Below are 25444 nucleotides of genomic sequence, written 5' to 3'. Positions count from 1 at the left end.
AGGGCACCGCCATGTTGGACAAACCTGCTTCGGCCCTGCGCCTTCGCGAAAGACTGCTCGATTCCGAGCGGCTGATGGAAGAGACCGGCTGCTATGACGGCATCACCGAGCTCACGCTGCGCAACCAGGATCCGCTGAAATTCGAGACGCTGCACACCAAGCTGCGCGCCTATTGCGTCTCGGCCCGTGAAATGGCCCGCCGCATCTCGGCCTCGCCGGGCGTGCGCGAGGTCGGCGAGATGGTGGTCGCCATCTACACGCCCGAGGGTGACGCCATCGCGCTGTCCAACGGCATCATGGTGCATGTCCACACGATGAGCCGCTTCATTAAATGGATGATCAAGAACAATTACGAGGAAAACCCGAAGATCCGCGAAGGCGATATCTTCGCCAACAACGATGCCTTTATCGGCACCGTTCAGGTGCCCGACGTCATGGACGTGGTGCCGATCTTCCACGAGGGCACTCTGGTCGGCTGGGCCGGTGCCGTCTGCCACGAACTGGAGGCTGGCGGCATCACGCCGGGCGGCGACGTCTGTCTGGCCCAGGAGCGCTTCACCGAAGGCCTGTTCGTCTGCGCCGAGAAGATCGGCGAGAACGACGAGATCCGCCGCGACTATGTCATCCGCTGCGAGCGCAATCTGCGCATGCCGATCTACTGGGTGCTCGACGAGAAGGCCAAGGTCGCCTCCTGCATCGACATGCGCGAAAGCGTCAAGCAGCTGATCTCCGAGATCGGCCTCGACTACTGGATGAAGGTGTCGAAGGAGTTCATCGAGGAGGGCCGCCGCGCCCAACTCGCCCGCACCCGCCAGCTTACCGTGCCCGGCATCTACCGCGGCCACACTTTCTACGGCCACGTCACCGCGGGAAAACCCGGCTTCCAGCTGCTTGGCGATCCCGACTGGCTCTACAACATCCCGATCGAGATGGAGATCACCACCGACGGCAAGATCACCATGGACTTCGAGGGCACGCAGCCCTGGGGCTACCATTCGATGAACTGCACGCCGGCCGGTATGGATGGCGGCATGTTCGTCACCTTAACCCAGCACATGAATTTCGAAGGGCTGGTCAATGACGGCGCCTGGATGGCGACCGAGCTGAAACTGCCGCATGGCACCTGGACCAACCCTGACAACGAGATGGTCGCCACCGCCACCTCATGGGCGCTGCTGCTGCCGGCCTATGGCGTGTTCCAGCGGTTGCTGTCACGCGGTTTCGTCGCCCGAGGTTTCGTCGAGGAAGCTTTTGTCGGCCAGGTCAACAGCCCGATGATCGAGATGGGTGGCGAAAGCCAGTACGGCACGCCGTTCGGCATGGCGCATTTCGAATGCGCTGCTGCCGGCTCCGGCGCGCTGGCCATCGCCGACGGTCTCGACACCGCCTATGTCGGCTGGAATCCGGAATCCGACATGGGCAACATCGAGGTCTGGGAACAGTCGATGCCGATGGTCTATATCGGCCGCTCGATCGTTCCCAATTCGGGCGGCGCCGGCAAATATCGCGGCGGCTGTTCCTTCGTCTCGACCTGGCTGATCAACAAGACCTCGCATCTGCGGCTCCACACCTCGGAGCATTCTTCCAGAGTGTTCGACAATGGCGGCATGTGCGGCGGCTATCCCGCGCCGACCTGCCAGAAGCATCGCGCCGTGCGCAACTCCAACATCCACGAACTGGCGGCAAAAGGCGAACCACTGGCGCATGCGCCCGGCATCGACCCGCATGTCTCGGATTACGAGAAGAACATCGGCGGCGATCATGTCGTGGTCGAGGGTCCCTACATCACTTCGCCGCACAAATCCGGCGACATCTTCAGCCATTCCTACAATGGTGGCGGTGGTTATGGCGACGTGCTGGAGCGCGATCCGATCAAGACGGCCTGGGATGTCGAGAACGGGTTCCTCACCCGCCAGGCGGCCGACCAGATATTCGGCATCATTCTGAAGGACGACGCTGACGGCTATCCGGTTGCCGATATCGACGCGACGGTCGAACGCCGCGCCGCCATGCGCAAGCAGCGGCTGGCCAAAGCGATCCCCGTTTCGGACTGGATCGCCGCCGAGCGTGGCCGCGTCGAGAAGGCCGACTTCGCCCCCGAGGTGAAGAAAATGTACGCCAGCGCGATCAAGCTTTCCTCGCGCTTCACCAGGGATTTCAGCGATTTCTGGAACGTCGATGCCAAATCGATCTTCATGCCGGGAGCAAAGCCATGACCTCGTACAGCAAGGAAATCCTTGCCGATCTGGCCGCCGGCCAGCTGCCCTGGCCGCAGACGCGGCGCATCATGAGCGCCTACAAGGACGATGACCGCTTCTTCAAGATGGTCGCCGTCTACCAGGATCGCGTCTCCTGGAAGGACCCGATCCTGTTGCCGGTCTCGGACCACCTGTTCATCTGCCAGAGCGGCGATGAGCGGATCACCCGCTGCGAATGCGGCCATTCCTTCGGCGACTACCGCAAGAACTGGAAGCTCAAGGCCGCGATCAACGTGCGCAACACCGAGGAAGCGTTGCGCGAGATCTACCCGAACAGCGACATTCCCGATCCGCAGTGGATGGAGATCCGCGAATTCATCTGCCCGCAATGCGGCACCATGCACGAGGTCGAAGCGGCAGCCCCCGGCTATCCCCTGGTGCATGATTTCGAACCCGACCTCGAAGGCTTCTATCGCGAATGGCTAGGCAAACCGCTGTAAGGACATTGATCTTGTGAACCGCGTCGCAGGCAAGGTAGCGCTCGTCACCGGGGCCGGCATGGGCCTCGGGCGGGCGGCTGCGTTGCTGCTGGCGGCCGAGGGGGCAAAGGTCGTCGTCAGCGACATCGATGAGACGGCTGCCCGCGAGACGGCCGAGTTGATTACTCAAGACGGCGGCGAAAGCCTCTCACTTCGTCACGACGTTTCGAATCCCGACGACTGGTCGCCGGTAATGGCGGCGGTCGAGCAAAAATTCGGACGACTCGACGTGCTGGTCAACAATGCCGGCATCGCCATTGCCAAAAACATCGAGGACACCTCTCTCGAGGAATGGCGGCGCACCATGGCCGTCAATCTCGACGGCGTGTTCTTCGGCTGCCAGCAGGGCATCGCCTTGATGAAGCAATCGGGCGGCGGCTCGATCATCAATTTGTCGTCGATCGACGGCATCATCGGCGAAGCCGACCTTGCCGCCTACTGTGCCTCCAAGGGCGGTGTGCGCACGCTGACCAAGGCGGTCGCGGTGCACTGCGCTGAAAAGCGCTACGGCATCCGCTGCAACTCCATCCATCCCGGTTATATCTGGACGCCGCAGACCGAGAACTATCTGCGCGACCTCGGTAAGCTCGAGCAGGAAAAGGCCAAGGCACTTTCCCGCCACCCCATAGGGTTCCTCGGCGAGCCCAACGACATCGCCTACATGGTCCTCTACCTCGCCTCGGATGAATCCAAATTCGTCACCGGCTCCGAAATGGTCGTCGATGGAGGCTACCTTGCCGTCTGAATTTCAAACCTGCGGAGAATACGCCTGATGACAAACCTTTCCGGCCGCAGCGCGATCGTCACCGGCGGGTTTTCCGGCATGGGCTTCGCTATCGCCACCGCCCTGGCGCAGGCCGGCGCCAATGTCGCCGTCGGCTCCTACATCGCGCCTGCCGGCGCCGATAAATCCGATGCCGCCTACTACCCCGGCGCCGACGAGATCGAGCGCGTACGCTCGGCCTTGTCGGTCCATGGCACCAGGGTTCATGCCGCTCATCTCGATGTCCGCGACAGCGAGGTCACCAACCGTTTTGCGGCGGAAGCTGGAGCGGCCATCGGGCCGGCCGACATCCTGGTCAACGCCGCCGGCACCACCGCCGAGCAACCGGTCTGCGGTCACTCCGACGCGCTGTGGGACAAGATCGTCGACACCAATCTCACCGGCGCCTTCCGCGCAACGCGTGCGGTGCTGCCGGGCATGATCGAGCGTGGCTGGGGCCGCATCGTCAACATCGGCTCGACAGCCGCCTCCGTCGGCTGGAAAGACAACCCGGCCTATTGCGCCTCCAAGGCCGGTCTGCTCGGTCTCACCCGCTGCGTGGCGCTGGAGGGTGCCGCACATGGCGTTACCTGCGTCATGATCAGCCCGACCTGGGTCGAGACCGAACTGATGCGCCGCAACGTGGCGCAGGTCGTCGAGCGCGAAGGCAAGGGGCGCAGCGCCGAGGCGGTGATGGACGAATTCAGGAAGGGCAATCCCCAGGGGCGCATGCTGCAGCCCGAAGAGATCGCAGCCCTTGCGGTCTTCCTCTGCTCGGATCTGGCCAAGGGCATCACGATGGAAAATATTCAGATCACCGGCGGAGCCTTATGGTGAAACCCGCGCCGGCTAGGAGCGCTTACAACCGCTCGCCGCCGGCGACGCATTCGAGAACGTTACGCCGCCTGCAGCTGAAGCCTTTTCAGTTTCGACACCATGCCCGCGCCAAGCATCTTTTCCGAATATTCAATGAGCAGCGCTCTCGCCTCCAGATGCGAGATGTTTTCGTCGGAATGGCCGCGCCGCAGCCAGAAGCCGTCGAGCATGGCGGCAAAGCCGCGCACGAAGTGGTCGATCTCGCTCTTCGGACAAAGCGGCGACAGCGCCGAACCGATGTTCGACCGCAGGCGCTTGTAGAAAAGATCCTGCAGCTGGGCATAGCGCGGGTTGTGGGCGGCTTCCGCGTAGAAGGAAACCCAGGCGTTGGCGGTGTTGCGCTCGAACTTCTCCTCCGGAAAATTGCCATCGACGATCGCCGTCAGGCGATCCCACCGTGTTTCCGCCTGACGCAGATTGATGACGACGGCATCCATGAGAACCCGGTTGGCGTATCGCACCATCTCGAACAGCACCTGGTCCTTGTCCTTGAAATAATAGGTCAGGATGCCTTGCGACATGCCGGCTTCGTGGCAGATGCGGGTGGTCGTCAAGCCTTTCAGGCCATCGCGCAGGAAGATGCGATGCGCCGCCTCGATCAGCTCGACGCGCCTGATGTCCTCGATACGGGTCCTTTGTTTCTTAGTCCTGGTCGCCATGGGTTTCGTATATCCGACGAAATTTTTGTACGCTCTAACAAATTTTTCTATTGTCATATAATTTTTGCAGGCTTAGGCTGCAAAGGCAAGCATTGGCCGGGCGGATTATCGATGACGTCGCACACTCAAACGATGCGGGCCGCGGTCCTCGGCGGTTATGGTGAGCCGCTCGATATCACCAGCGTGCCTCGCCCTGTCGCCGGTCCAGGCCAGATCCTGGTGCGGCTGCAGGCCTGCGGCGTCTGCCACACCGATGTGCATATCTGGCGCGGCGAGAGCATCCCGCCGCATGCGCCGTCTCCCTTCGTCATGGGCCATGAGGGCGTCGGCCGCGTCGAGGCGATCGGCGAAGGCGTGAGCGGCTGGGCGTTGAGTGATCGGGCAGGCGTGCCCTGGATCCACGACACCTGCCGCCATTGCGACGAATGTCTGGATGGCGACGAATCCTTCTGCCAGCACCATCGCGCGCATGGTCTGAATGTTCCCGGCGCCTTTGCCGAGTATGTCGTCTGCGACGCCAGTTTCGCGGTGGCACTGCCAGAGACCATCGACCCGGTGACCACTGCCCCGGTGATGTGCGCCGGCATCACCGCCTATGGCGCGGTGAAGCGGGCCGGGTTGAAGCCGGGCGAGAGCGCCATCGTCTTCGGCTGCGGCGGGCTTGGCCTCTATGCGGTGCAAATCGCCAGCCGGCTCGGCGTCAAGGTGCTCGCGGTCGATCGCGATCCGGCGAAGCTGGAAATCGCGCGCCGCTATGGCGCGGCTGAAGCCGAGATCGCCGACAGCGGCCTGCCGTCGATGCTAGCGGCGAGGGCCAAAAAATATCACGCCTGCATCAACTTCGCGCCGACCACCGCGACTTGGGACGCCATGGTCGCGGGCGTCCGCCCGCGCGGCAGGATCATTGCCGCCGCCATGGTGTTCCAGCCAGTGCCGCTCATTCAGGAATGGCTGACAGCCACCGGCGTCGTCATCACCGGCACCAGCGTCGGCACAAGACAGGAAATGCGTGAACTGGTCGCCATGCACGCCAGACAGCCGCTCGAAACCACCGTCGAGACCATCAGACTGGACCAGGTCTCGGACGCGCTCGCCACGCTTGAAAGAGGCCAGTCGAAAGGCAGGTTCGTCATAGACTTCACGAGGTAGTCGACCGGAAATGCCTGCAGCCAGCGGAGTGGCTGTGGGAAGAGGCTAGCGGCAGTCTCGCCATCAAGGATGAAATTCAGCTCGAACCATAACATCCAAAAACAGGGGAATGATCATGCCGAATTCAAGGAACAGATTGAGGAATGCCGGAATTGGCCTGGCGCTGGTGCTGGCCGCCACGACGCCGGGCCTGAGCGCCGATCTCGGCGCCAAGGACGAGCCGATCAAGCTCGCCATGTTGGAATGGACCGGCGCGCATGTCTCCACCCATATCGCCGGCCAATTGCTGGAAAAGCTCGGCTACAAGGTCGAATACGTCACCGCCGGCAACTTCCCGCAATTCTCCGGCCTTGCCGACGGCACGCTGAGTGCCTCGGTTGAAGTCTGGATGAACAATGTCGGCGACATCTATCCCAAGACGCTTGCCGCCAAGCAGATCGAGGACGTCGGCAAACTTGACCTCAAGACCCGCGAAGGCTGGATTTATCCGAAGTTCATGGAGAAGGTCTGCCCTGGCCTGCCGGATTGGAATGCGCTCAACAAGCCCGAATGCATCCAGGCGCTGTCGACGCCGGAGACCGCGCCCAACGGCCGCTTCCTCGACTATCCCGCTGACTGGGGTTCGCGCGCGGCGACCATTCTCGCCGACAACACCATGCAATACACCGCCGTGCCGGCCGGATCGGAAGGCGCGCTGGTCGCTGAACTCGAGGCATCCGAGGCCGCCAAGTCGCCATTGGTCATGATGTTCTGGGGTCCGCACTACGCGCTCGCCGAAAACGATGTCGGCTGGATCACCATGCCGCCCTGCAAGGTCCAGAGCAACGACCACTGCATCACGCCGCCCGATGTCGACAAGATCGTCTGGTCCGGCTTCGGTGCCAAATGGCCGGCGGCCTATGCCTTGCTCAAGACGTTCAAGATGGACGCCACCGAACAGCAGAAGCTGATGCTGGCCGTCGACAAGCAAGGCAAGGATCTCGATGCCGTCGTCAAGGAATGGGTCGACAAGAACGAGGCCGTCTGGAAGCCCTGGGTCGACGCGGCCAAGTGACAAGCGGCCAAGTGACAAACGTCATGTCTCCTCGCCCGTGCGGTGGCCGATCTGCCGACCTGGCTCCGCGTTTTGCGGAGCCGGGTTCGGCTCGTGTGAGGGCCTGAAGCGATGAATGCCGCCGCGCCCTCGATCAAGCTCGCCTGCCGCAATGTGTGGAAGGTCTATGGGCGGCGTCCCGCCTGTTATTTCGATTCCCGTGGCTACGTCATCGAGCCGGACGTGCTGGCCGAACGGCTGCGCGCGGAGGCGCATCTGCCGGCCGTGGTCGATGCCACCTTCGAAGTCGCGACAGGCGAGATCTTCGTCATCATGGGGCTCTCCGGTTCCGGCAAGTCGACGCTGGTGCGCTGCCTGTCACGGCTGGTCGAGCCGAGCGCCGGCGAAATCCTGCTCGACGGCCAGGATCTGCTGAAGGCCAGCGGCAAGGAACTCATCGAGCTGCGCCGCCATGCCATGGGCATGGTGTTCCAGAATTTCGGCCTGCTGCCGCATCTCACCATCCTGGGCAATGTGGCCTTCCCGCTGAAAATCCAGGGCAAGCCGGTGAAGGAGCGCGAAGCCCGTGCCCGCGAGATGATCGCGTTGGTCGGGCTGGAAGGCCGCGAAACCTCCTTTCCGCATCAGCTTTCCGGCGGTCAGCAGCAGCGCGTCGGCATTGCCCGCTCGCTCGCCGTCGGGCCGGAACTGTGGTTCCTCGACGAGCCATTCTCGGCGCTCGATCCACTGATCCGCCGGCAGATGCAGGACGAATTCCTGCGGCTGCAAAGGAAGCTGAAGAAGACCATCGTCTTCATTACCCATGACATGGCCGAGGCCTTCCGCCTGGCCGACCGGCTCGCCATCATGCGCGCCGGCAAGATCGTCCAGATCGGCCGCCCGGCCGACATCGTGCTCAACCCTGCCGACGACTATGTCGCGCAGTTCACCGAGGACATGCCGCTGCTGCGCGTCATCACGGCCGGTGATCTGGCGACGCCGCTGGAGGCAACGGCCGCGCCCGAGGAGACCATCGCCGCCGACACCAGCCTGGAGGAACTCATCCCGCGCCTGGCGGCTGGTGTTCGCGCGTTCCGCGTTGCGGGTGAGGGCGCCGCACCGCCGACCCTGTTGACCGCCGGTTCCGTGCTGGCCGTGCTGGAGCGCGAACAGAAAAGGCGCACGCGCTCGTGACCGCGCCGGCGGCATCGTTCCGGTCCTCGCCGAGGGTGGTGATCGAGCCGGCGCTTCTGCCTTGGTGCGCGTTCATCGTTCTGACCGCATTGTGTCTTGTCCTGAAGATCGATTTCCCCTGGCTGGTGACGTTCCCGAAGGAGTGGACCTTGCCGCTCGCGCCGGCCATCAACGCGGCCACCGACGCCGTCGTGACCGTCGTCCAGCCGGCATTTCGCGCTTTGTCCGCTGTCCTCGACGCGCCGATGCGCGGCGCCCGCCTGGTTCTGGTCTGGCTGCCATGGCCGGCGGTGATGCTGGCGATGGCGGCGCTGGCGCTGAAATCGAGCGGCATTCGGCTGGCGGCCTTCGCGCTGCTTGCGCTCGGCTACATCCTGCTTGCCGGCTATTGGCCGCAAAGCATGAGCACGCTGTCGCTGGTGCTGCTCGCCGTGCCGATCTCCACCGGGCTCGGCTTCGCGCTTGGCGTGCTCGGTCACGGCAGTCCGCGCCTGCGCCCGGCGCTGCTCGGCGCGCTGGACCTGATGCAGACCGTGCCGGCCTTCGCCTATCTCATTCCGTTGCTTCTGCTGTTCGGCTTCGGCCCAGTGGTCGGGCTGATCGCCAGCGCCATCTATGCGACGCCGCCAATGGTGCGCAACACCATGCTCGGCCTCGACCGCGTGCCCTCCGACATCGGCGAGGCCGGCTTGATGAGCGGATGCACGCGACGCCAGCAGTTCTGGCACGTCGAAGTGCCGACCGCGCTGCCGCAAATCCTTGTCGGCTTCAACCAGACAACGATGGCGGCGCTGTCGATGGTGATCGTCGCCGCCATCATCGGCGGCTTCGAGGATATCGGCTGGGAGGTGCTGTCGTCGATGCGCAAGGCCGAGTTCGGTCAGAGCATCCTGTCGGGCCTCGTGATCGCGCTGCTTGCCATCCTCATCGACCGGCTGACCATCGGCTTCGCCAAGGAGCGTCCGGCCGGACCGACGGCGGCCATGGCCTGGATGACCGGCCGCCGGCTCGTCATGGCCTTGCTGCTCGCAGCCATGCTGGCGATAGCCATCCGCTTGATATGGCCGGATGAGACATGGCTGCCGGCGAGCGGGCTGCGCATGCAGGTCGGCGGCATCAATCAATGGCTGCTTGGCCTCGTGCGCGACTACGCCTGGTTCTTCGACGGCCTGCGCAACGGCGTGCTGTATTGCCTGCTGCTGCCGCTCAGGATTGGCATATCGGGCGCCGCCGTTCCCGCCATCTGGGGTTTTTCGCTGTCGCCGACCGCGAATGCGGCCTATGCCGTCGCGGTCCTGCTTGGCTGCACTTTGCTGCTGCATCGCTTTGGCTGGCGACCGGCACTCGCGCTGCTGGTCGCCGGTACCTTGCTTTACACCGGCTTTCTCGGTTTCCCCTGGCCGGTGTTCATCCTTGGCATTGCCTTGCTCGCCTTCCAGGTCGCCGGCCTGCGGCTCGCGCTGTTTGCCGCGGCGGGTTTCCTGCTGATCCTCTTTAACGGTCTGTGGGGTGCGCTGATCCAGTCGCTCTACCTCTGCACGCTGGCGGTGCTGCTTTGTCTGGTGATCGGCGGCGCGCTCGGCGTCTGGGCGGCTTACAGTGAACGCGCCTCGCGCGTCCTCAGGTCGGTCTGCGATGCGCTGCAAACTATGCCGCAATTCGTCTTCCTGATCCCGGCGCTGATGTTCTTCAAGGTCGGCGAGTTCACCGCGCTGATCGCCATCATGCTCTACGCGATCGTGCCGCCGATCCGCTATGTCGAGCACGGCTTACGGCATGTGCGCGCCGATATCGTCGAGGCGGTCGAACAGATGGGCGCGACACCGGCGCAGACGCTGTTTCAGGCCAAGCTGCCGCTGGCGCTGCCGGTGGTGATGCTGGGCCTCAACCAGACCATCATGGCGGCACTGTCCATGCTTGCCATCGCCGCTTTGGTAGGCACACGCGATCTCGGACAGGCGGTCTATGTCGCACTGGGCAAGGCCGATGCCGGCATGGGCCTGATCGCGGGCCTGTCGATCGCCTTTCTGGCGATCCTCGCCGACCGCCTGATCCAGGCGGCCGTGGCGGCGCGGGCTACCGGCTGATCTCTCGCCCTTCGCGCCGGTGTAAGACAAGGTGACCGGATTTGCCATTGAGCATGCGGTGCGATAGGTTATATTGCACTGCACAATGGAGATGCCGTTTATTGCACGCCCCTGTTTGCGGATATGCCAGCCGGCTTGCGGCCTGCCTGGCTTGCGCGTCTTGGGTCGCGTCGACGGGACCCTGAGATGAAAATTCCAAAGTCCCTGCTGGTCGATCCGGAGAAGAACTCGGTCTATGGCGCCTTTGCCGTGGCCGTCTCGATCTGGGCGTTCTCCTATTCCGTCATTTTCGGCCAGGTGCTGATCCTGGCCTACTATGCCGTCTGGCTTCCGCTCATCCTGGTCGACTACCGGCGCTTCCTGCGGCAGATGTCCAGCGCCTGGCTGCCACTACTGTTCGCGGCCTATATCTTCTTCTCGGTCTTCTGGTCGCAGGCCCCAGGCGTCACCGCCAGAACGGCGGTCCAGTACCTTTCCCACATTGCCTGCGCCTATGTCGCGGCGCGCGCCGTCAGCGTGCGGACCCTGACGCTGGGCGCGCTGATCGGGATATTCTTCGTCCTCGTCTATTCGCTCAAGGTCGGGGCCTATTCCGAGGACGTCCTCGACGGCACCTACAATTTCGTCGGCGCCTTTGCCTCCAAGAACCAGATCGGCTTCGTCGGCTCGCTCGGCATCTATTTCTCCGTGGTGTTCCTCGCTTTCCTGCGGCGTGGCCGGCTGAGCTTCATCCTGACCGTGCCTGTCGTGCTGTTGTCGGCCTATGTGCTGGTCGTCTCGCACTCCGCCACCTCGATGGCCTCGATACCGGCGGTGCTGGCGCTGATTGCACTTCTTGCCATGACCAAGCTTTTGTCGCGGCGCTATCGCCGGGTGATCTTCGTCGTCGGCGCCGGCCTGATTGTCGTGGTGGCCTTTGTCGCCCTCAATCTCGGGCTCATGGACTTCGTGCTTGGCCTCTTCGGCAAGGATTCGACGCTCACCGGGCGGACCTATCTGTGGGAGCAGGGCTGGAACGCCGCGCAGCGCTCGCCGATCCTTGGCGTCGGCTATGCCGCCTATTGGGTGCAGGGTTTCGCCGAGGCCGAGCGGCTGTGGAACGAATTCTACATCTCCACCCGCACCGGCTTCCATTTCCACAACACCTATGTCGAGGCGCTTGTCGAACTCGGCTTCACCGGCACGGCGATGATATCGCTGATCATGCTGCGCACGCTCTACGGCCACGTCTCGACGGTGATCTTCAGGGCATGGCAGGCCGAATCGGTGGTTCTGTTCGGCGTGATGGTGCTGCTGCTCATCCGCTCCTTCGTCGAAGTCGAGATCCTGAACCCCTACATCATGGGCTCCTTCCTGATGTATTTCAGCTACTTCAAGCTGGCGCGGCTGCCCGTCACCCGCACGCGCTGGTCGCCGGCCTTCGACCCGGCGGATGCCGCAAGGGGCGAGCCGGCCTGGCCCCGGCATGCCGGCCGTCCGGCCATCGCCGATCCGTCGTGAACCCATGCATGTCGCCCAAAGGCGCATAGCGGCTTTGGGGCAACGATATTCGCGTGAATTCCTTCGAAGCGGCGTGCTTTATCGTTTCACGGCCTCAAATCGCACATAGCAAAACCTCCGCCAGGCAAGGCCTGACGGAGGTTGGAATTCTCTGCGTTATGGATCGAAGCGCTGGATCGCGCCGAAGTCCGAGGCCTACTGGCTGGCGAGCGGCGCCAGCTTGACCTTGATCACGTCGCCAGGCAGCACCGGCGTGTCTTCCTTGGCGGCGATTTCGCTGGTCTTGCCGTCGACATTGCGCACCAGCGCATAGAGCAGGGTGGGCTGCTGGTCGTTGGTGATGGCGGCTGTTGTCGAGGGATCGCTGGCCTGGGCGATCAGGCCCTTCTGCATGTTCACCTTCAGCGCGGCCTCGTTCAGGTCGGCTTCGGTCTGCTGACGGGCGGCGGCGAGGGTCGAGCTCAAGGTGTTCTGGGCATCGATGGCGTCCTGCGTCGCCTTGCTGATCGACTGCTTGGCAGTGAGGATGGCAGTCTCATAGTCCAGGATCTTGCCTTGCAGGTCGGTGACGGACTGTTGCGAATCCAGGAGCCGCGAATTGGCGATCAGGCCTTTCTGCGCCAGCGGACCGATGCTGGCGAGCTGTTGCTGCGCCAGGTCGACCTGCTTCTGCTGGTTGACGATCTTCTTCTGCAGCGATTCGATTTCGGCCTGCAGGACACCTTTGAGGTCGTCGAGCGCCTCGAGCTTCAGCTTCAGCGCCTTCTGGTCCGCCGTCAGGATCGTCATCTCGTCGGCGACGATGGTCGGCAGCCTCGGGTCGCCCTCGACCTCCTGCGGCGCCTCGAAGCTCGTCTTGCCGGCCAGATCGGCATCGATGCGGGAGCGCCTGACGATCAACCGGACGCGCTGGTCGTCGGAGATATCGAAATTGCCCTTGGCGGTGACCAGGTCCTTGCCGAACTGGGGGCCGTAATCAGTGTTGCGCCTGATCCCGCCGGCGACGCTGATCGCCTTCAGCACCGTCAGATCGGGCACATAGGGAAACTGGCCGGGGTTCTGTACTTCGCCCGAAATATAGAAGGGCCGGAACTGCGCCATCTCGACCGAGGCTTCGGGCTTGTCCGACAAAGCGAGCTTGTGCTGCAACCCTTCGCTGATCGCCGCCGCGACCTCCGCCGTGGTCTTGCCGGCCGCCGGCAGCTCGCCGACGAAAGGCACCGACAGCGTTCCGCTGGGGCCAACCGTGTATTCACCGTTCACCGCCGACCAGTCACGGAACGTGCCTTCGACGGTCTGCCATTCGGCGATGCGGACGGTGAGCTTGTCCTGCGAGCCGAGCTGGTATTCGCCTGATATGGCGAGCTGGGGAAGAAAAGCGAGCGACACCGCAAGGCATGAGGCCATGAGCCGAGAGCGGCCGGAAAAGCGGCCGCTGCCAAAGGCTTCGAACATGTCTGTTTTCAACTGAACATTCCGATCCGTTTTAGCCCCATCGCCCGATGAGCTTGCCGCCGGATGCCTGGTGCCGGCGGCCGGTCAGTAAGAGCCGCGTGACATCCAGACGGCTGGCACGGTCTTGATGATGATGCGAACGTCGCCGAACAGCGACCAGTTCTCGACATAGTGGCGATCGAAGGCGACGCGGCTGTCGTAGGAGACGTCGTTGCGGCCGCTGACCTGCCACAACCCGGTCAGGCCAGGCCGCGACTTCAGATAATACACGGCAGCGCTGCCGTAGATTTCCAGCTCATCGCGCACCACCGGGCGAGGCCCGACAAGGCTCATATCGCCCTGCAGGATGTTGATGATCTGTGGCAGCTCGTCAAGGCTGAGCTTGCGCAACACCGCGCCGACACGGGTGACGCGCGGATCGTTCTTCAGCTTACGTGTCGCTATCCATTCCGCGTTGGCGTCCGGATTGGTGGCGAGATAGGCGGCCAGCACCTTGTCGCCGTCCGGAACCATGGTGCGGAATTTCAGGCACGGAAAGATCCGTCCGCCGCGACCGATTCGCCGATGACCGTAGAAAATCGATCCACCGTCGGAAAATTTGACCAGCAGCGCTATCATGACGAACAGCGGGCTGAGAGCGAGCAGACCAGCCAGTGAACCGGCAATATCGAAGCTGCGCTTGATGAGGCCGCCGATCGGCGGCGGAAAGTCGGTGTCAGGCTGCGAAAAGTCCGCCGTGGCCGACTTGGCGATATCCCTCATGCGGAAACTCCATGCGTTGAACGAATGGTTCACCACAACGATACCAAAAAAATGCTGCAGCGCAACACACAATTTCCCAGGCCATTGAAATAGTCGCGTCATGAATTGACTAAATAATAAGCTAGCGATGCACATTTTTCGAGATGTTTAGCACATTTGTGACAATAAATGGGCAAGTGGAAAAAAATAAGGATCTTTTTGGGGCGATTTTTGGGCAGCCGTTCTCAGCGGTCCGGAATGGTACATATTAGTGCTTTAGAAAGGTGCGAGATTCGCGACTATTAACATAAAATACTACCTAATATTGTAAATTGTACTGAAAAAGCGCGACGGCTTCAGGTTGAGTGAATTGCGGTAGTGTGCGTCGCAGCATGGCAGAGTCGATCGCGTAAGCTCAATCAAAAATATGTGCGGTTGCCCTTGCCGCCCTCTGCTCGCCTTAATAGAATTGCAAATTATACCTGTCAGAGTGGCGACAGGTTGAAAGGCCGGAAGCAACCGGTCGATAGCGGGCATTCTTACAAGCCCGCGAAACAAGGGACGGCGCTCGGGTGGGGCTATCGTTGGATATAACCCGAGCCGGTTTATGGGCTGTTGGGTATGTCACTTCCAAAATTCATCGTCGGGATGGTTTTCGCTCTTGCGATCGTCGTCGCCTGGTCCTGGCTTGGCGGCGCTTCGCTAGGCACGACGCTGCTGCGCGTCATCATCTGCGCCGTGGTCATCCAGGCCGGCTACTTCGTCCTCGTCTATGCCATGATCGCCCGGAGCGCACCGACGCCGGCCGACAGGCAGCGCGAAGCTGAGAGAAAGCTGAGCTCGCCCGACGTGGCCGAAGGCGAGAAGCTGGGTAATGCCCGGCGCAGCCTGCACTAGGTCTTCGTCCCAAAGGATCTGACCTCAGGCCACATTGGCGGGTTCGGTTTCCGATTGCTCTCCCGACAGCATCCTGGACAGCCGGCTCGCCGGCTTCGCCTTCAACCGCTGATACTGTCCGACCTCCACGACACGGCCGTCTTCCATCGCCACCACCCAGTCGGCGAAGGCGATCATCGATGGCCGGTGCGCGATGGTCAGGATGGTCATCGCGCCGCGCAATCCGTCGATCGACCTGGCGATCAGCGACTGGTTCTGCCAGTCGAGCGCGCTGGTCGCCTCGTCGAGGATGAGCAGTGACGGCTTGCGCAACAGCGCGCGTGCCAGCGCGATGCGCTGACGCTCGCCGCCTGAGAGGCGCACGCCGCGATCGCCGACGATCGTGTCGAGCCGCTGATCGAGCCGTTCGACGAATTCGCCGGCATGCGCGGCGCGCAATGCGGTCCACAACTCGTCGTCGCTGGCCCGTGGCGCGGCCAGACGCAGGTTCGCCGAGATCGTGTCATGCAGCAGGAACACGTCCTGGGGCACATAGGCCACCTGATCACGCCAGCGCCGGCGATTGCCGGCATCGATCTCGACGCCGTCGACGAGGATCTTGCCGGCAGTCGGCTCGAGCAGGCCGAGCAGCATGTCGGCGATGGTGCTCTTGCCCGATCCGGAGGGGCCGATAAGGGCGGTGACCTTGCCGGCCGGAAGCCCGAAGGTGATATCGCTCACCACTGCCTTGCCGGTGCCGTCGTCGTAGCCAAAGGAGACACCGCGAATGTTCAGCCCGGTATCGAGCGACAGTTTTTCGGCATCCCCAGCGTCGGCATGGCCCGGTTCGCGCTCGGCATCGAAACGGGCCTGCAGGCTGCGCATGGCCGTATAGGCGGGCAGGTTGATCAGCACTTGCTGGGCCTGCGTCTGCATGTCCATGAAGCGCGGCGCGATGCGCATGAAAACCAGCAGCAGCACGACAATCTCGGCCAGCGACAGGTTGAAGCGGACCAGCGCTACATAGATGAACAGGCTCAAGCCGACGACGCTCGCCACCTGGAATACCGCGGTGCCGATGGAGCTGTTGCTGACATAATCGATGTTGTCGGCCTTCATCTTTTCCAGCGTCGTCTGCAATTGCGCGAAATAGCTGGCCTCGACATTCAGGCTCTTGGCCACCTTGATGCCGCCGAGGAATTCCGAGACCGTCCGGTACTGATCCTGGCGATTACTGGTCAGGACACGCCCAAAGGCGGTGGCGCGCGCCCGAAACGGCTGCAGCGCTATGAACATCACGATGCCGATGACAATCGCAAACGCCGTCATGACCGGCGAGATGAACATCGAGATCGTGAGATAGCCCACCAAAAGCACTGATATCTGCACCAGCATCAGCAGCGAGAAGGCGGCGCCCTGAACGCGATCGATGTCGCCGGTCAGGGCATGGTCGAGATCCGAGCTGCGCATGCGCGAGAATACGCCCCAGCGCGCCTTGCCGATGCTCTCGAACAGGTTCATGCGCAAGCGGTTGATGAAATCGAACAGAAGCCTGGCCATGTAGACCGACTTGAAGCGGTTGAACGCGGCCTGCACGGCAACGAGCCCGACCAGCGCGCACAGCACCGTCGTCAGTTGCAGCGTTCCGTCAGGCACCAGCCAGCGCACGAGATCATTGTTCGGCAACCGCACCGCGAAATCCTGGTCGGCGCGTCCGACCAGATGCAGCAGCGGCACAAGCAGCAGGATCGAGATGCCTTCCGTCAGGCTGCCGAGGATCAGGAACAGCAGCGCCGTCCAGGTCCGCCGCCCGCCGATTTGAGCGATGACGGCGCCCAACGCGGCGACATCGCGAAACAGCGACAGGCGGAGGATTGAGGACTTCGACATGTTTGCCCTCACCGCGGCCGACGGCCAGCCGCCAGGCCCCTGGCGGCCGAATCCTGGGCCGCCAGATCGGTTTCGATCAGTTCCACGGCCTCGCCAATCCTGTCGAGGCCGGTTGGAACTTCCAGCCGGAACACGCCGACATGGTTAGCGATTGCTGAACATTGGCGAAAATGCAGCGCCGCGAAGTCGCCAGTCAGCGCCGCGCGGCCGAAACGCGTCACGTAGGAGAATTTGATGATGGCCGGCAAAGCGGCGATGCCGGGCAAGGCCGTGATCGCGGCCCTTTGGCCGCGCTCGAGGACATAGACCCTGGTCGCCGGCACTGTGCCGCCGGAGAAGGCGCCGTGCAGGCGATGCTGCATCTTCTCGATCGCCGGATGCACTTGCGGCCGCACCTCCGCTTGGCCCAGAGAGATCGCGGCCGCTGCGTCGGCGGCAAGCTTGATCTGGGGAAACCCCGGAACGATCATCGGCGCATCCGGTTTGGTGAAGTCGAGCGCCACGACATCGTCGGTGAGCAATTCATGACCGGCGCGGATCAGCGCGCTTGCCGTCGTCGATTTGCCGGCGCCCTTGTCGCCCATGAAGATGGCGCCATTGCCGGCCACCGCCATGGCGCTGGCGTGCAGGACGAGCAGGCCACGCCGGTGCAGCAGCAGCGCCAACACCGGTCCCAGCAGCGGGAAGGCAAGCAGCGCGTCGTCGACGCCGGGCGCCGGCTCGATGTCGATGCGTCTGACATCGCTGATCAGGAAGGCGCCGACGGCATGCCATGCCAGATATTGCCGGTCCGGCTCGAAGCGGAAGATCGTCGCGGCCTCGGGCGAAGGCTTCGGCATGTCGATCGTGCCGATGGCGATCAGGATATCCGCCGCCCCCGGCTCCGCCGGTTCCAGCTCCGGCAACGCCACGTCGGATGCGATGGTCAGGCCATAGGTCCGGTAGTAACGTCGCTCCCGCACCGTCACGCCATGGTAAGGAGGATCACCAAGATATGGGGCGAGCGGCTGGTTGCGCGACATCATGCGGGGCTCCCGCTGTGCTGGACCTGCCGCAGCCACAGCGACAGCGAGGCCGAGCGCCAGACGTACTGGACATCGAGGGGTGCTGCCTGATCGGGCTGGCGCAGCAGCCGTGCATAGGCGGCACTCACTTGTGGCAGGTTGACATAGGGCGCGATGCGGCCGGCGTCTGAAACAAGCAATTGCTCCAGGAGGTCGCGGTGGTTGCGCACCATGCCGTTGACGAGATTGGCGGTGAAATCGATCTTGGTGCGTCGCCACTGGACCGCCGCCGGCAGAATTCCCTCCATGGCGCGGCGCAACACGTAGCGGCCAAAGCCGTGGCTGAGTTTCTCCTCGCCCGGCAGCGCCAGGCAGAATTCGACCAGCGGCTTGTCCCAGAAGGGATAACGCGGCTCGACGCCGAAATTGGCAGCCGCCTTGTCGAGCACCTCGAAAGAATGCGGCACGTAGCCGTTGGACAGGATCCAGCGATGGCTGAGCGCGTCGCTGGCCTGGACGCCGGGCGGCATGTAGCCGGCCCGGTGGAAGCGGTCGATGAGTTCGGTCCGCCTAGCCAGGTCCGGATTGATCAGGTCGCGCCAGCTGCGGCCACGCTGTGTTTGCGCGGGCTTGCGTATCCGGTTGAGAACCCTATTCGCCATCTGTCTCGCCTTGGCTATCCGCCAGGCCGGCCCGTAAAGGGTCAGGAATTGGAAATAGAGGCCAAACGTGCTGTCGCCATAGGTGTTGGAGGCGCTGCGGACCTCGCGCCAAAGGTCCAGCCACCTGCCGCCATTGGCAAGCTCGTGCAAATGGCCATGGCCCGGTGAAACGACCTCGTCGCCGCCATGGCCGTCGAGCAGCACCTTGATGCCCTTGGCGCCCGCCGTCCGGTAGATGCCGCGGGTCAGCGTCAGGCCTGGCGCCAGGAAGGTACCTTCCTGTTCCTCCAGCACCCGTTCGAATTCAGCAAAGGGCGCATAATTGCCGACGGGGATCAGCGTCGGATCGGTCTTGTGCTGATCGAGCACGGCATCGATGAAGGGCCGCTCGTCCATCGACGAGCCCTTCTCGAAAATCAGCGAGAAGGTCGGCAGCTTCGGCTTCCGCTCGGCGGCGTTCTGCAAGGCGGCGACACAGGCGATCGAGGAGGAATCGAGGCCGCCGCTCAGCATCGCGCCGATCGACTGACTTCCGCGCATGCGGTTGCGCACCGATTGCGAAAACAGATGGGCGAATTCCTCCGCCGCATCCGACCGCAGCGGTCGCGCCGACGGCTCGATCTGCCAGTATCGGCGCAGCACCACCTGTTGCGCGGTGACGGTGAGGCTGTGACGCGCCGGCAGGCTGAAGATATCGCTGTAAGGCGTGGATTGCGGGTCGTCGGGAAGCCCGGCCAGGAAGCCCGAAATGCGGTGCTCGCTGATGCGTGCACCGACGCCGTCCAGGCCAAGCATCGGCCCGATCTCGGAGGCAAAGGCAAAACGCCGGTCCGCGGCGTGGTAGTAGAATGGCTTGACCCCGAAATGGTCGCGCGCACAGAACAACAGCTGCCGCTCGGCATCCCAGATGGCAAAGGCGAAATCACCCTGCAGATGCACGGGGCTGGCTTCGCCCCAGCGCAGATAGGCCCGCATCAGCAATGTCGCGTCCGCAACCGATCTGTCACGTATGCCGAGCCGCGCCATCAGCTCGTCGCGATTGTCCAGCCGGCAGTCGGCGGTGATGGCGAGTTTGCCGCCGGCCATGGTCAGCGGGCCGGGGCCGGCTTCGTCCGTGGTGTTGAGCCAGGCGTGGCCAAGCGCAATCCCGCTATCCAGCCACCACGAATTTCCGTCCGGGCCGCGATGGCGCATGCGGGCCAGCATCTGCTGGATGTCGGTCGCCGCGTCCGTCGCAGCGGGTCCCTGTCGCAGCAGGATTCCGGCCACGCCGCTCATTGGCTGCCGTGGTCGACCAGATGCGCGAAGCCATCGACGGAGCCGCCAAGCACGACATGGTTGTCGCTGACCAGCCACGCATGCGCCTTCAACTGCTCACCCGTGCCGCGTTCGATGCCGATGCGGATGTTGGAGGCATTGCCCTGACGCGCGAGAATGTATTGGCCCGAAAGCGCCTGGGTAAGGCAAGAGGCGCGCGGCACGAACCGCGCAGCCGCGGCGACTCCCCAGGCGACGAGCCGCAGCTCGCCCATGCTGGCGCACTGGTGGGCGTTGAGCCGGGTCACCATGCCGCGAACGCGATTGTAGGAGAAAAATGTCAACCCCAGCCGGATGGAAGCGACCACCAGCAGGCAATGGCAGAGGAAAAGCGCTTCCCAGCCGCTCAGCGACAGAACCCTGGCCAGGCTCCGGCCAGGCCGGCGTTTCGCTGGCCGCGGTCTTTGGTCCGTCGCAGGTCTTTGCCGTGAGATCATGGCCTTCTGCGAAACCTGCCTAGACAAGTGCCTCATGCTGCAGCCTCACAAGTCCGTTTTCGGCGAGGCCTTTCAGCAAGGCGTCGACGTCGGCCTTGCAACGCTCGGCGTCGACATTGTAGCGCTCGATCACGGCGCCGCGGATATCGGCGATCGACTTCGGCTCCTGGATCAGATCCCAGATGAACGCGCCGACGCCGTTGAGGCTGTAATAAATATTGGATTTCAGGTTGAGAAGCGCGAGGCCGTCACCGAATTCGCAAGCCACGGCGTCCCCGGTGGCACTTACCCAATCGTGCTCCGATGGGTTCCAGTTCATCCCAAAACCTCGTTTGCAACACACGTTCTACGCGTCGTCAGTTCAAAAAGGGAAAGTCGGGGATTTTCATCCCCGGCTCCATTCACGGTATTCAATCCTGGAGGCCCAACGTCACTCCTCCAGAACCAGGCTAGTCTCAGGAGAACGTCAGATCGCCAATCGGGGTGTGCGCCGGAAACGACGCGTCGATTGCCGTGCTGCCGCCACCGCCCTGGGTGATGGTTTCGATCGAACCATGTACCGTCAGGCTGGGCGTTTCGTACTCGTGCTTTTCAACATTCTGTTCCATTTTACTCTCCAATGAGGACTGGAAACGGCCTGTCGAGTGCCGTCAGCACTTTCATGCTGCGATGCAATAGCTGCATGGCAACATTTATGAGTCAAGCCTGATTTACTTCTGGTTAATCAATTACGGGTTGCGGACGTCACCATGTGTGTGCGGAATGCTCAAAATTCCGCCCCTATTGGGCTTAAACCGGATGCAGTCAGGTCTAACGTCTGGCGATTCTTTAAGCAATTGATTTTGCTTGCATAAAAAGTTCATAGCGCTGACGCTTTTTTAGGCATGGCTAAAAAGATGGATTCTTGGTAGGCGACCGGTGTTGATGGATGGCTGAAGTGCCTCGATCGGGCCGGAATTTCAGCCGTAATGTTGCGCCATCTTCAGAACGCTCGGCAAACGCTCTGGTTGCAAAATTTCGCACTGCGAAAGGAAAGACTTTACGGCGCCGAGGTTTTTGAGGATGCTTTGCTTCGCACTTGCAGCATAAGCGTCGCGCAAACCGCATTTTGGAGACTATGCGCTCAATGGCCTTGCCGGAAAGTTCCTATAAGCGACTGCGCGCCGCCGACTGCGCCGACGAGATCGCCTATGTGCAGGCCTGCCTGCGGTTGTATTTCGCTGGACCGGTGGCCTCGGCCGGGGCTGTGTCGCCGCCGAACCTTTCTGACGCCGCCGTCGCCGACATCACCAGGCTGAACAAGGTCGCCAACTTCGTTCTGAAGGCGCTGTCGCGCGCTCCGGCGGGTGAGAGGCCGGCTGAGCTTTTCCAATGGCTCGGCACCTATCGCCGGCAGACGGTTTCGATGAACGCCGCCTGCCTCATGGATTCGATGGCGATCCATCAGGCGCTGCGCGACAGGCAGATCGATCTTGTCTTTCTGAAAGGTCCGTTCCAGCAGCATCTGCTCTACGACGACCATTTCATGAAACCTTCGGGCGATGTCGACATCCTGGTTTCCCCGGCCGGGTTCTCAAAAGCGCGCGATGCGCTGCGCTCGATCGGCTACGAGGTTGCTGGCAAGTCGCGCTCGGTCTGGTGGGTTCGTTTCCTTGGCGAACAGCACATGATCCGTGGCAACGGGCCGAAATCGTCGACGGTCGACCTTCATTATCGCCTGCAGCAGCCCGGCTCGCCCAGTCCGCGCGACGCCGACGGCTTCCTGCGGCGCAAGCGGCTGGTCGAGATCACCGGCACCGAAGTGCCGTTCACGTCGGTTGCCGACACGCTGATGCTGTCCTGCATCAGCGTCGCCAAGGCGCTGTTCAACCGCGAACCCTGCGCCGGCTATGTCTGTGACATCAGGGCCAGCGCCAACCGTCTCGACGAGGCCGATCAGCAGCGTGTGCTCGATGCGGCGGTGAGCCAGGGGCTCGACGATACGCTGCTGCTTGGCCTGCGCGCCGCCGATGTGCTGCTGGGCGGCACCGGCACGCTTTTGTCGGAGCGTGCCAAGCCGATCCTGTCGCGCATCGGCAATGAGGATTTGCTCAACATGGTGATCGCGCCCTGGCTGTCGTCCTTGCGATGGCCGCAGCGGCGAACGGTGTTGTGGGAATTGTGTGGCCGGGCTCCCGTCCGCTACCTGGCCGAGGCCGGTTGGGCAGCGTCGGCGGACATCAGCCGCCGCATCTTCGAGCGGCCGGCCAGTCCGTGATGGCGGTGGCGTCGCAATACGTACAGGGCGAGGGCATATCGGAACCTGTGCAAGAGGCAAAACCATGTCGATGACGAAATCCGAGGTCTGCGTGATCATCGCGGCCAAAAATGCGGGGCGCACGATCGCGGTCGCCATCGCATCCGCGTTACGCGAACCGGAAGTGGCGGAGGTCGTCGTCGTCGACGACGGCTCCACCGACGATACGGCCGAGATCGCCCGCTCCGCCGACGACGGCAGCGGCCGGCTCAAGGTCATGCGCCTCGACGTCAATCGCGGCCCATCCTTCGCCCGCAATGCCGCCATCGCCGGCTCAAAAGCGCCGTTCATCAGTATTCTGGATGCCGACGACTTCTTCCTCGAGGGCCGGTTCCGCACCCTGTTTGCCGCCGCCGACTGGGATTTCGCGGCCGACAACATCATGCTCATCAGGGATGATGCAACGAGCGACGCAACAAAAATCGTCGCCCCGGATTTTGCCGCCGATCCGGAATTCCTCGACTTCGAACGCTTCGTCGAAGGCAACATCTCCAGGCGTCGCGTGCAAAGAGGCGAGCTTGGCTTCCTGAAGCCGGTGATCAGCCGCGCCTTCCTCGAACGGCACCGATTGCGCTACGACGAGAGCTTGCGCCTGGGCGAGGACTACGAACTCTACGCCCGCGCGGTCGCCCACGGGGCACGGTTCAAGGTCATCCGCTCCTGCGGTTATGGCGCCATCGTGCGTGCCGAGTCGCTCAGCGGCCGCCACAAGACGCAGGACCTGAAGCGGCTCGCCGACGCCGATCTGGCGCTGCTGGCGATCGACAGCCTGCCGGAAGGCTCCAAGGCGGTGCTGCGGCGGCACGAGCGGCATGTGCGCGACAAATACCGGCTGCGCAATTTCCTCGATGTGAAGGCCGAGCGTGGCCTGGCTTCGGCCGCCGCCTATGCTTTTGCCAGTCAGTCCAACCTGGTCCCCATCGTCCAGGGCGTGGCGTCCGACAAGCTCGAGGCACTGTTTCGGCGCGTTGGCCTTGTCTCCGGGCAAAAGCATGTGCCGCCGCTGCGTTTTCTGATGGCCGGGACCAGCGCGGGCAAGGAGCGGTAAGGCGCGGGAAATGCCCCCACGCAAAGCATTTCCACCGGATTTATGAGTTTACGAATTGGGTGGTTGCCTCCCGGCTCCGGGAATGGCAGTCTATGTTGCGTTGCAGCAAATTGAACGACCAACCGAACTGGCCCCGATCGGATTGGTCCGAAGTCTCTCCCATCGGTGGAGTTGGACGATGCGGTACGCGTTTTTCAGCCCCGCTTGCGGGGACCGGCCAGGTTCCCGGCATGCAAGCCGGCGATGACAGGAATTTAAGCCCATGGCCTCGATATTCGGCTTCAGATCAAGGGATCCGGCCCGCGACCGGCAGGCCGACATCTCGCGCCTTGACCGGTTGGCGAAACTGTTCGAGCAGATCGCCGCCGAGATCGCGGCCGAGAAAACCGGCCTGGAAAGCCGCTACCGCAAGACGGCGACCAACGCGGCCTTTCTTGTCGAAGCCATGGAAAACGGCTCCGCCACCGACCGCCGCTCTTCCGAAGTCAGCGCGCTGACGGAATCGATCCTGAATTGCGAACGCCGCATCGCCGCGCTGGCGCGCCAGAACGGCATGATGAGGGAGCTCCGCCATTCGCTGGATACGGTCTTCGACGAGAATGGCGCGTCCGATTCGGCCGCTGCGGTTGATTTCGCCAGGCCCACGGGCGCCGGCCGGGCGTGACCCGTGAAGGCGCGCTGCGAGAATGCAAGACAGGAGAGGGATTTCGGGAGGGCAAGGAGGAGGTCAAGGTTGGCCCGTTTGGAAGCGGTTCAAACGTCGACTTTGGGTTGGGGACGCACAGCACAAAGGTGAGTTTGGTATGAATTCGAATCCGAAAACCACGTCCACGACAGCAATTGACGCATCGCCCTTCGCGCATGGGACCCGGCAAACCGGCCAACAGCGGTTGGGCTTGATCGGTGCCCTGCTGCTGGCCGCTCTTGGCAGCCTCTCGGCAGTCCCCGCGCACGCACAGGATATCCAGTCCGCTCCCTCGTTCGTCGATGATTTCAAGAGCTTCGATCGGTCGCGCTGGTATGTGTCCGACGGCTGGAACAATGGCAGTCATCAAAATTGCACCTGGTCGAAGGGACTGGTCGCCCTTTCCGACGGGGTGCTGTCGCTTGGCTTCGAAAAGCAGAAGCTGAAGGATCGCGAGTTCGCCTGTGGCGAGATCCAGACCAAGCAGCGCTTCGGCTACGGTACCTATGAGGCGCGGCTGAAGACCGACGCCGGCTCCGGCCTCAACGCGGCGTTCTTTTCCTATATCGGCCCATCCGACAAGCAGCCCTGGGACGAGATCGACTTCGAGGTACTGACCAAGGACACCTCCAAGGTGCAGGTCAACGCCTATATCGACGGCAAGGGCAAGAACGAGAAGCTGGTCGAGGTGCCGGGCGGCACCGACAAGGCCTTCAACGATTACGCCTTCGTCTGGGAGAAGGACAGTTTGCGCTGGTACGTCAACGGCCAGCTGGTGAACACCATCACCGACCCGGCAAAGCTGCCCAGCCATGCGCAGAAGATCTTCTTCAGCCTTTGGGGCAGCGACACCATGAAGGGCTGGCTGGGCGCGTTCGCCGATCCGGGCCGCAAGCTTTCGCTGCAGATCGAGCGCGTTGCCTTCACCGCGCTCGGTGATCCCTGTCAGTTTCCCGAATCGCTCGTATGCAGCGTAAAAGAGTTGGGAAAGACCAATTGAACCGGCCGGACCGAAAACGGTTGGCGGCCATGGAT

General features: G+C 62.8%; 23 protein-coding genes. 14 read left to right on the top strand and 9 right to left on the bottom strand.

Features of this window, described 5'->3' with window-relative positions:
* Nucleotides 1-11 precede the first annotated feature (11 nt).
* Genes AC1DX4_RS00500 through AC1DX4_RS00485 form a run of 4 tightly spaced genes read left to right on the top strand, consistent with a single transcriptional unit; the run spans nt 12 to nt 4337 of the window.
* The gene (locus AC1DX4_RS00500) at nt 12-2216 is read left to right on the top strand and encodes a hydantoinase B/oxoprolinase family protein (protein WP_477218459.1); all 2205 of its coding nucleotides are present in this window, start codon (nt 12-14) and stop codon (nt 2214-2216) included.
* Nucleotides 2213-2698, top strand: a complete 486-nt coding sequence (locus AC1DX4_RS00495) for an acetone carboxylase subunit gamma (protein WP_477218458.1) — start codon at nt 2213-2215, stop codon at nt 2696-2698. The genes AC1DX4_RS00500 and AC1DX4_RS00495 overlap by 4 nt, the downstream gene beginning before the upstream one ends.
* A gap of 13 nt (nt 2699-2711) precedes the next feature.
* The gene (locus AC1DX4_RS00490) at nt 2712-3482 is read left to right on the top strand and encodes a glucose 1-dehydrogenase (protein ID WP_477218457.1); all 771 of its coding nucleotides are present in this window, start codon (nt 2712-2714) and stop codon (nt 3480-3482) included.
* A 27-nt stretch (nt 3483-3509) separates the two neighbouring features.
* Nucleotides 3510-4337, top strand: coding sequence for an SDR family NAD(P)-dependent oxidoreductase (locus tag AC1DX4_RS00485; RefSeq protein ID WP_477218456.1), 828 nt, complete (start codon nt 3510-3512; stop codon nt 4335-4337).
* 59 nt (nt 4338-4396) lie between these two features.
* On the opposite strand, the gene betI is transcribed toward AC1DX4_RS00485, so the two are convergent.
* Nucleotides 4397-5035: a transcriptional regulator BetI gene (gene betI, locus AC1DX4_RS00480; RefSeq protein WP_477218455.1), complete on the bottom strand. Its 639-nt coding sequence runs from the start codon at nt 5033-5035 to the stop codon at nt 4397-4399.
* A 111-nt stretch (nt 5036-5146) separates the two neighbouring features.
* On the opposite strand from betI, the gene AC1DX4_RS00475 reads away from it, so the two are divergent.
* From AC1DX4_RS00475 to AC1DX4_RS00455, 5 genes are all read left to right on the top strand, one after another.
* Nucleotides 5147-6184, top strand: coding sequence for an alcohol dehydrogenase catalytic domain-containing protein (locus AC1DX4_RS00475; RefSeq protein ID WP_477218454.1), 1038 nt, complete (start codon nt 5147-5149; stop codon nt 6182-6184).
* Nucleotides 6185-6299: 115 nt separating this feature from the next.
* Nucleotides 6300-7238 carry an ABC transporter substrate-binding protein gene (locus tag AC1DX4_RS00470; protein ID WP_477218453.1) on the top strand — a complete coding sequence of 313 codons (939 nt, stop codon included), beginning with the start codon at nt 6300-6302 and terminating at the stop codon, nt 7236-7238.
* A gap of 111 nt (nt 7239-7349) precedes the next feature.
* Nucleotides 7350-8411: a quaternary amine ABC transporter ATP-binding protein gene (locus tag AC1DX4_RS00465; RefSeq protein ID WP_477218452.1), complete on the top strand. Its 1062-nt coding sequence runs from the start codon at nt 7350-7352 to the stop codon at nt 8409-8411.
* Nucleotides 8408-10498, top strand: a complete 2091-nt coding sequence (locus AC1DX4_RS00460) for an ABC transporter permease (RefSeq protein ID WP_477218451.1) — start codon at nt 8408-8410, stop codon at nt 10496-10498. The genes AC1DX4_RS00465 and AC1DX4_RS00460 overlap by 4 nt, the downstream gene beginning before the upstream one ends.
* A 186-nt stretch (nt 10499-10684) precedes the next feature.
* Nucleotides 10685-11998: an O-antigen ligase family protein gene (locus tag AC1DX4_RS00455; RefSeq protein WP_477218450.1), complete on the top strand. Its 1314-nt coding sequence runs from the start codon at nt 10685-10687 to the stop codon at nt 11996-11998.
* 195 nt (nt 11999-12193) lie between these two features.
* Here AC1DX4_RS00455 and AC1DX4_RS00450 read toward each other — a convergent pair whose 3' ends face one another.
* Together AC1DX4_RS00450 and AC1DX4_RS00445 are read right to left on the bottom strand one after the other, a co-directional pair.
* Complete coding sequence (locus AC1DX4_RS00450) at nt 12194-13453, bottom strand: polysaccharide biosynthesis/export family protein (RefSeq protein ID WP_477218449.1); 1260 nt, start codon at nt 13451-13453, stop codon at nt 12194-12196.
* Between the two features lie 84 nt (nt 13454-13537).
* On the bottom strand, nt 13538-14215 hold the full coding sequence (locus AC1DX4_RS00445) for a sugar transferase (RefSeq protein ID WP_477218448.1): 678 nt from the start codon (nt 14213-14215) through the stop codon (nt 13538-13540).
* A gap of 600 nt (nt 14216-14815) precedes the next feature.
* On the opposite strand from AC1DX4_RS00445, the gene AC1DX4_RS00440 reads away from it, so the two are divergent.
* The gene (locus tag AC1DX4_RS00440) at nt 14816-15091 is read left to right on the top strand and encodes an exopolysaccharide production repressor exox (protein WP_477218447.1); all 276 of its coding nucleotides are present in this window, start codon (nt 14816-14818) and stop codon (nt 15089-15091) included.
* Between the two features lie 24 nt (nt 15092-15115).
* Here the strand turns inward: AC1DX4_RS00440 and AC1DX4_RS00435 are convergent, their stop codons facing one another.
* The 6 genes from AC1DX4_RS00435 to AC1DX4_RS00410 form a co-directional block, all read right to left on the bottom strand.
* Nucleotides 15116-16960 (bottom strand): ABC transporter ATP-binding protein, encoded by a 1845-nt coding sequence (locus AC1DX4_RS00435; RefSeq protein WP_477218446.1) that lies wholly within the window; start codon nt 16958-16960, stop codon nt 15116-15118.
* An 8-nt stretch (nt 16961-16968) separates the two neighbouring features.
* Nucleotides 16969-17985: a phosphoenolpyruvate carboxykinase (ATP) gene (locus tag AC1DX4_RS00430; RefSeq protein ID WP_477218445.1), complete on the bottom strand. Its 1017-nt coding sequence runs from the start codon at nt 17983-17985 to the stop codon at nt 16969-16971.
* Nucleotides 17982-19904: a lasso peptide isopeptide bond-forming cyclase gene (locus tag AC1DX4_RS00425; RefSeq protein ID WP_477218444.1), complete on the bottom strand. Its 1923-nt coding sequence runs from the start codon at nt 19902-19904 to the stop codon at nt 17982-17984. The genes AC1DX4_RS00430 and AC1DX4_RS00425 overlap by 4 nt, the downstream gene beginning before the upstream one ends.
* Complete coding sequence (locus AC1DX4_RS00420) at nt 19901-20380, bottom strand: lasso peptide biosynthesis B2 protein (protein WP_477218443.1); 480 nt, start codon at nt 20378-20380, stop codon at nt 19901-19903. Before AC1DX4_RS00420 ends, AC1DX4_RS00425 begins: the two co-directional genes overlap by 4 nt.
* A gap of 19 nt (nt 20381-20399) precedes the next feature.
* Complete coding sequence (locus AC1DX4_RS00415; protein ID WP_477218442.1) at nt 20400-20699, bottom strand: PqqD family protein; 300 nt, start codon at nt 20697-20699, stop codon at nt 20400-20402.
* Between the two features lie 136 nt (nt 20700-20835).
* Nucleotides 20836-20988 carry a lasso peptide gene (locus AC1DX4_RS00410; protein ID WP_010913078.1) on the bottom strand — a complete coding sequence of 51 codons (153 nt, stop codon included), beginning with the start codon at nt 20986-20988 and terminating at the stop codon, nt 20836-20838.
* Nucleotides 20989-21506: 518 nt separating this feature from the next.
* Between AC1DX4_RS00410 and AC1DX4_RS00405 the strand changes: the two genes are divergently transcribed.
* From AC1DX4_RS00405 to exoK, 4 genes are all read left to right on the top strand, one after another.
* On the top strand, nt 21507-22637 hold the full coding sequence (locus tag AC1DX4_RS00405; RefSeq protein WP_477218441.1) for a nucleotidyltransferase family protein: 1131 nt from the start codon (nt 21507-21509) through the stop codon (nt 22635-22637).
* Between the two features lie 64 nt (nt 22638-22701).
* Entirely contained in the window at nt 22702-23724 is a 1023-nt protein-coding gene (locus AC1DX4_RS00400; RefSeq protein WP_477218440.1) for a glycosyltransferase family 2 protein, read from the top strand.
* A 262-nt stretch (nt 23725-23986) separates the two neighbouring features.
* Nucleotides 23987-24388 (top strand): hypothetical protein, encoded by a 402-nt coding sequence (locus tag AC1DX4_RS00395; RefSeq protein ID WP_477218439.1) that lies wholly within the window; start codon nt 23987-23989, stop codon nt 24386-24388.
* A gap of 139 nt (nt 24389-24527) precedes the next feature.
* Nucleotides 24528-25409 carry an endo-1,3-1,4-beta-glycanase ExoK gene (gene exoK, locus AC1DX4_RS00390; protein ID WP_477218438.1) on the top strand — a complete coding sequence of 294 codons (882 nt, stop codon included), beginning with the start codon at nt 24528-24530 and terminating at the stop codon, nt 25407-25409.
* Nucleotides 25410-25444 lie beyond the last annotated feature (35 nt).

Source organism: Mesorhizobium sp. P3_A8 (assembly GCF_056402995.1).
The sequence above is the reverse complement of the archived record's forward strand: the minus strand, read 5'-3'. Positions and strand labels throughout refer to the sequence as shown.

What these genes read in the sequence shown, in the direction of transcription:
- AC1DX4_RS00500 (WP_477218459.1), top strand. Translation starts at nt 12, where the DNA reads ATGTTGGACAAACCTGCTTCGGCCCTGCGCCTTCGCGAAAGACTGCTC.
- AC1DX4_RS00495 (WP_477218458.1), top strand. Translation starts at nt 2,213, where the DNA reads ATGACCTCGTACAGCAAGGAAATCCTTGCCGATCTGGCCGCCGGCCAG.
- AC1DX4_RS00485 (WP_477218456.1), top strand. Translation starts at nt 3,510, where the DNA reads ATGACAAACCTTTCCGGCCGCAGCGCGATCGTCACCGGCGGGTTTTCC.
- betI (WP_477218455.1), bottom strand. Translation starts at nt 5,035, where the DNA reads ATGGCGACCAGGACTAAGAAACAAAGGACCCGTATCGAGGACATCAGG.
- AC1DX4_RS00475 (WP_477218454.1), top strand. Translation starts at nt 5,147, where the DNA reads ATGACGTCGCACACTCAAACGATGCGGGCCGCGGTCCTCGGCGGTTAT.
- AC1DX4_RS00470 (WP_477218453.1), top strand. Translation starts at nt 6,300, where the DNA reads ATGCCGAATTCAAGGAACAGATTGAGGAATGCCGGAATTGGCCTGGCG.
- AC1DX4_RS00465 (WP_477218452.1), top strand. Translation starts at nt 7,350, where the DNA reads ATGAATGCCGCCGCGCCCTCGATCAAGCTCGCCTGCCGCAATGTGTGG.
- AC1DX4_RS00455 (WP_477218450.1), top strand. Translation starts at nt 10,685, where the DNA reads ATGAAAATTCCAAAGTCCCTGCTGGTCGATCCGGAGAAGAACTCGGTC.
- AC1DX4_RS00450 (WP_477218449.1), bottom strand. Translation starts at nt 13,453, where the DNA reads ATGTTCGAAGCCTTTGGCAGCGGCCGCTTTTCCGGCCGCTCTCGGCTC.
- AC1DX4_RS00445 (WP_477218448.1), bottom strand. Translation starts at nt 14,215, where the DNA reads ATGAGGGATATCGCCAAGTCGGCCACGGCGGACTTTTCGCAGCCTGAC.
- AC1DX4_RS00440 (WP_477218447.1), top strand. Translation starts at nt 14,816, where the DNA reads ATGTCACTTCCAAAATTCATCGTCGGGATGGTTTTCGCTCTTGCGATC.
- AC1DX4_RS00435 (WP_477218446.1), bottom strand. Translation starts at nt 16,960, where the DNA reads ATGTCGAAGTCCTCAATCCTCCGCCTGTCGCTGTTTCGCGATGTCGCC.
- AC1DX4_RS00430 (WP_477218445.1), bottom strand. Translation starts at nt 17,985, where the DNA reads ATGATGTCGCGCAACCAGCCGCTCGCCCCATATCTTGGTGATCCTCCT.
- AC1DX4_RS00425 (WP_477218444.1), bottom strand. Translation starts at nt 19,904, where the DNA reads ATGAGCGGCGTGGCCGGAATCCTGCTGCGACAGGGACCCGCTGCGACG.
- AC1DX4_RS00420 (WP_477218443.1), bottom strand. Translation starts at nt 20,380, where the DNA reads ATGATCTCACGGCAAAGACCTGCGACGGACCAAAGACCGCGGCCAGCG.
- AC1DX4_RS00415 (WP_477218442.1), bottom strand. Translation starts at nt 20,699, where the DNA reads ATGAACTGGAACCCATCGGAGCACGATTGGGTAAGTGCCACCGGGGAC.
- AC1DX4_RS00410 (WP_010913078.1), bottom strand. Translation starts at nt 20,988, where the DNA reads ATGGAACAGAATGTTGAAAAGCACGAGTACGAAACGCCCAGCCTGACG.
- AC1DX4_RS00405 (WP_477218441.1), top strand. Translation starts at nt 21,507, where the DNA reads ATGGCCTTGCCGGAAAGTTCCTATAAGCGACTGCGCGCCGCCGACTGC.
- AC1DX4_RS00400 (WP_477218440.1), top strand. Translation starts at nt 22,702, where the DNA reads ATGTCGATGACGAAATCCGAGGTCTGCGTGATCATCGCGGCCAAAAAT.
- AC1DX4_RS00395 (WP_477218439.1), top strand. Translation starts at nt 23,987, where the DNA reads ATGGCCTCGATATTCGGCTTCAGATCAAGGGATCCGGCCCGCGACCGG.
- exoK (WP_477218438.1), top strand. Translation starts at nt 24,528, where the DNA reads ATGAATTCGAATCCGAAAACCACGTCCACGACAGCAATTGACGCATCG.